Source organism: Streptomyces sp. NPDC033229 (assembly GCF_055576875.1).
This window is the reverse complement of record NZ_JBVIQR010000131.1, coordinates 1-4,707: the sequence shown is the minus strand read 5'-3', so window position 1 is coordinate 4,707 and position 4,707 is coordinate 1. Positions and strand designations below refer to the sequence as shown.

At 70.0% G+C, this 4,707-nt stretch carries 5 protein-coding genes; 4 read left to right on the top strand and 1 reads right to left on the bottom strand.

From position 1 onward, the window contains the following. Positions 1 to 467 precede the first annotated feature (467 nt). From ACZ53N_RS36425 to ACZ53N_RS36410, 4 genes are all read left to right on the top strand, one after another. On the top strand, positions 468 to 794 hold the full coding sequence (locus ACZ53N_RS36425) for a hypothetical protein (protein WP_469145009.1): 327 nt from the start codon (positions 468 to 470) through the stop codon (positions 792 to 794). A gap of 118 nt (positions 795 to 912) precedes the next feature. After that, positions 913 to 1,059 carry a hypothetical protein gene (locus tag ACZ53N_RS36420; RefSeq protein ID WP_469145008.1) on the top strand — a complete coding sequence of 49 codons (147 nt, stop codon included), beginning with the start codon at positions 913 to 915 and terminating at the stop codon, positions 1,057 to 1,059. Beyond that, entirely contained in the window at positions 1,056 to 1,478 is a 423-nt protein-coding gene (locus ACZ53N_RS36415; protein WP_469145007.1) for a hypothetical protein, read from the top strand. Before ACZ53N_RS36420 ends, ACZ53N_RS36415 begins: the two co-directional genes overlap by 4 nt. 126 nt (positions 1,479 to 1,604) lie before the next feature. Further along, positions 1,605 to 1,790, top strand: a complete 186-nt coding sequence (locus ACZ53N_RS36410) for a hypothetical protein (protein ID WP_469145006.1) — start codon at positions 1,605 to 1,607, stop codon at positions 1,788 to 1,790. 1,496 nt (positions 1,791 to 3,286) lie between these two features. On the opposite strand, the gene ACZ53N_RS36405 is transcribed toward ACZ53N_RS36410, so the two are convergent. Then, positions 3,287 to 4,474: a transposase gene (locus ACZ53N_RS36405; RefSeq protein WP_469145005.1), complete on the bottom strand. Its 1,188-nt coding sequence runs from the start codon at positions 4,472 to 4,474 to the stop codon at positions 3,287 to 3,289. Positions 4,475 to 4,707: the final 233 nt, after the last annotated feature.

The following is a 4,707-nucleotide window of genomic DNA, read 5'->3' as shown; positions in this document are numbered from 1 at the left end:
GACGTGGGCAGAGTCCTCGCCACCGGCCAACCGTTCCAACGGCCCACCCACCACAAAGTCGGCACCAAGCCCCGGCGAATCGGTTAAAAGACAAGGTCAGTGCCTGTTTGTGATTTTGACGGCTGGGGTGAGCGTCGTACGCCGACAGCGAGGAAGAGATGAGTCCGAGCTGTGTGACCTCTGCGGAGCGATGGGTTTGCACGGGAGCGACGGATTGCGAACTCGCTCAGCTCGATGGGTTGGGCCGCCGTCCTCTGGAGAGAGTTGCCGCGGGGAGCCAGGCGGCTGACGTCCGCGAACGGGTGGCTGCGAAAGCCACCCATCACACCCTTTTGAGTGAATTTTGCAGATAGCGGCAACCGATGTTGACGGTGACTGCTGTCCTGATTGCACGCCGCATCCTCTGAGAACGGCGATGTCCGACAAGGAGGCATCTCATGCCACTTACGCAACGCTCGGCTCCCCTCATGACGGTGCAAGCGCCCGCCCGCCGAGGAGGCAGGCCCGTCCGTGCGCGCTTCGCGCACCGGGTGGCCGCCATGGTGGCCACCGCCGGGCTCGGGCTGGCCAGCCTGGTGGTCACCGCCGCACCAGCCCACGCCGCCAGCAGCTACGCATGCGACCACACCAATGCAGCGGAGGGGGACACTGAGATCTACGCCACCGGAAACTGCACCGGTAACGGGGAAACCGGCAGTGGTGTTCTGCATGTCCGGACAGCAGAACAATGGTACGAGTGCTCCTACTTCGAACCGTCCCTCCCCAACTCGGTGCATGGGCTCGACTGTCACTAGCGGAAGCCGGGGCGCGGGCGGCCCGCCCATCAGCCGCCCGGTGGTCTTGCTCAGGAATCGCCGCCGGTTCCTGAGCAAGGCCTGGAGGTCTCGCGCTGACGTCAGCGGTTCGGCCAGGGTGAGAGCCCCGGAGGTGCTGCTCCTCGAGGCCCCGGCCGCAGCCGGGAACGACGACCAGGAGGTGACCGTCGAACGCGCCGACCGGCCCCGGCGCACCTCCCGGCGGGCCCTGCCGCGCGGTGGCCGCGGGGAGGTGGGCGCATGACGTCCGCCTCCGACGTCTGGCGCTCCCCGGGCGGCGAGCACTTCCGGCTCTCCTGGAGTGAGGAGGCTGGCCCCTCCGTCGTCACGCTCCGGCCTGCCGTCTACGACCCGGACACCGGCCAGTGGAGCACCGACCGCAACGCCTTACCGGTCGAGGTCGACGCGGCGGCCTTCGAGGAGACGTACGTCCAGGTCCCGCTCGAACGGCTGAGGGACCCGCGCATCACCCGACTGATCGGCCTCGTCCACGAGCTGCTCGCCGACTACGAGCGGAGCACGGGCCGCCCGCCGGCCGACGCTGATGTCATCCGCGCCGCTCTCGACGACGTCGCCGAGATCCCGGAGGAAGCCCGGCAGCAACGTCACGCCGCAGCCAGTGCAGCAGCACACCGGGGGGCCCACCGGGGTCGCAGGCGGTAGCCGGACGGCCTGACACCTCTTGCAACTCGCGTTCCGTCCGGGACGAAACTGGGCCTGCGCCAGCACGGCGTGGGCCCTTCGCCGTGCTGCGGCATCCGGCGGCGGCGCGCGATCGTTGGGCGGGACATGGAGCTGAGCCCGGAGCCGCGGCCGAGAGTCGAGGAGCGGGTGGCGGTGGCCGACGCGGTGTGCGAGCTGGTCGACACGGTGCCGTCGACGACATGGAGCGCGGGCGCCGCTGAGGACGCGGTCGAGGCCCGGCGGCGGCAGCATCGGCCGGACGTGGCACGCCACCGGGCGCGTTCAGTCTGACATGCCGTCAGCGTGCCGACACGCCAGCTTGAGACGAAGAGAGACCACCCTTCGACCGAGCCGCCGGCGAATGCAACTAGGAACCAGCGGTGTCACTTTTTGCCCTGGTCTACGCGCGCGCGTAAAAGGAAGGGTGGCTCAGAGGAGAAGTCGCCGCCTCGCAGCGCTGCTGCCCGACCCCTTGACCAGCAGGTCAGACCCCTTGACCAAGGCCTGGCCTCATTCCACCGGGAGGCGACTCGTAGGGCAACCGGTGTGTGGGAGGGGTCCCTGGAAGAAGTAGTCGGCGGCCTGGTGGCCTCTAGCGAAGGGTTGCCGGCGGTCTGGAGCTGGGTGGACAGGGTCATCAGCTCGGCCGCGTTGCGCGCGAGGCGCTTGAGCTCGTGGACGGTGAGGATGACCTCTTGGTCGGGGGCGGCACAAAGACCCCAGCGATCACCACGCTGGGGTCTTCGTCATCCATGATCAAGTGCTTAGCGCTAATGGCTGTTCCGTAGGTCCCCGAGGCCGGCTCCCAGCGCGCGCTTGTGGCGCTGGTACCTGCGCGAGCACTCCACCCCCGCCAAGCCCGCCGCGGGCTTGGCATACCAGCGAGAGCACCGCCCACACCTACGTACACAGTGTGACCACACTCCTCGCCGGCCGGGCCCCCCTCACCCCTGGGCCTGCGGCGGCCCCGCCCGGAACACGTGCCCGCGGACGGCACCACCCCCGAGCACGACCGCGCCGGCAACAGTGAAGGGAACCACCCCGGCAAGGCCAGACAGCACAGAGCGAACACCCAAGCCACCACCAGACCCACCAGCGACCCCCTCCGGCACTACCCAGCTCCCCCCCCCCGCCCGCACCCACCACATCATCACCACCCGTGAACAGCTGAAGCTCCCCGCCCCGGCGGACAAAACACACGAAGGAGCCGACGGAACCCTCCGCACCCCCTTCAAACGGCACCGCGGACGCGACCTCACCACCACCAGAAAGCCGTCAACCGGGCACACACCCGGCTACGAGTACCGGTCGGGCCAGTCAGCGTGTCCGGACAGCGCACCCGCTCTCGGGCCCGTTCGGCTATGCGCAGCGTCCGATTCGCCACCCCGCTGCTGCCGGGGTCCGCAAGGCACTGAACCTCCCCGCATAGCAGTCGCGCCTCGTCTGTGCCGCCGACATCGCCGACGTACTGGAGTCCGTCGCGGACGTGGGCGAGGTCCCGGGCAGGCGTCCGGCGGCCACGAACAGTTCGGACCGCTCATGCGGTCCATACCGGTAGTCCCGCCGACGGCGACGCGCGACTCCACGTAGCGCGTCGGCCCTGAGCAACATCGGCCCCGGAGCTCCCGAAGTAGTCGATTGCGGTTTCCTCGACCCCGGCATGGAGCTCGTCGAGTTCGAGGTCGGCCAGTTCGACGAGGTTGCGTGATGCGGCAGGGCTGATTCGAAGTCCAGGTGATCATGTGACGCTGCTGGTCGCTGCTGTGTGATGCTTCTCCAGGTGGCCGTCACGAACACAACGAAGCTCCGGTTGACGGGGTGACCTCGCAAGTCGCCCTGAACACCCGGAGCTCCGATGTGCCGTCGGTCTGCCACCGTCTGCCTGGCCAAGTCGCCCTCGCGTCAGCAAGCGCGAACTCCCGGGCACGGCAGCCCGGCTGGCCGTCCTGCCCGACCCGCGCGACCGGCGCGACCGGCGCGACCGGCGCGACCGGCGCGACCGGCGCGACCGGCGCGACCGGCGCGACCGGCGCGGACGTCGGCACTCCCTCACCTCGGTCCTGCTGACCGCCGCCTGCGCGGTCGGGCCGGCGCCCGCTCCTGCCTGGCCATCGGCCAGTGGGCCCGCCACGCACCCCAGGACACCCTCGCCCGCCTTGGCAGGGCTGATTCACAGTCCGGGTGATCTTGTAGCGATGCTGGTCAGGGGCAGTTCGAGCAGGGTCGAGTGGGCGGGTGGAGGGCGTATGGGAGACCTCCCGCAGTCCGGCGGCGATGCTGCGGTGGCCGGTGTCCCGCAGGGTGTTGACCGCGAAGTTCCGCAGAGTGGCCATGTTCTCCGGTCCGTGTCCGGTCCGGACCCTGGAGGCGTCCTCGGCGAATGTGGTGTCTCTGACGTGGTGGACAGCCTCGATGCCCCACTGTGACCTGGCGAGGCGGCCGATGAGCTGCGGCGATGCCTCCCGCGCTGTCATGTCGGTGATGGCGTGGACGGTCTGTCGGGTGACCTTCCCGGTCTTCAGGTCGGTGCGATGCCGCAGGATCTTCACCGCCTGGACCACGTGCGGGAAGTCCAGGCCGAGGCTGGTGACGGTGAGCGTGCGTACCGGGCGGGTCGGCGCCGCCCGTGACCGGCCTCGCGGTCGTAACGGCGGGCGGTCGCTTCCTTCCGCGGCAGGGACTTCAGTGCCGTGTGCAGGGTCGGCTGGTTGCCCTTGACGACCAGCAGGTAGTGCGCTTTCTTCATTTCCACCAGCCACTTCGCGTGCTCCGCGCTGGGTGTGCGGAGCGTCGGCGGTGACCACGGTGCCGGTCAGGTCGAAAGGGGTCAGCAGGGCGGTGGAACCGGTGATTTCGTTGGTCTTGTCCGGCACCCGCAGCTGACTGACGGCGCGGCCGGCGGCTGTGACTGCGGTCAGGAGGTGGGCGGCCGGGGCGGCGTCGGTGCGCGAACCGCGGGCGGTCTTGCCGTCCACCGCGACCGGCTCCGCCCCGGCCGGATCGTGTCCAAGCAGGTCGGCCGGCCCGCCGGGGCATACCGGGTCAGCACGCGACGCAGGGTGGAGGGCGAGGCCGGACGGCGCACGCCGAGCGGTCCGCGCATATGAAACCCCAGGCGGGCGAGGGTGTCCTGGGGTGCGTGGCGGGCCCACTGGCCGATGGCCAGGCAGGAGCGGGCGCCGGCCCGACCGCGCAGGCGGCGGTCAGC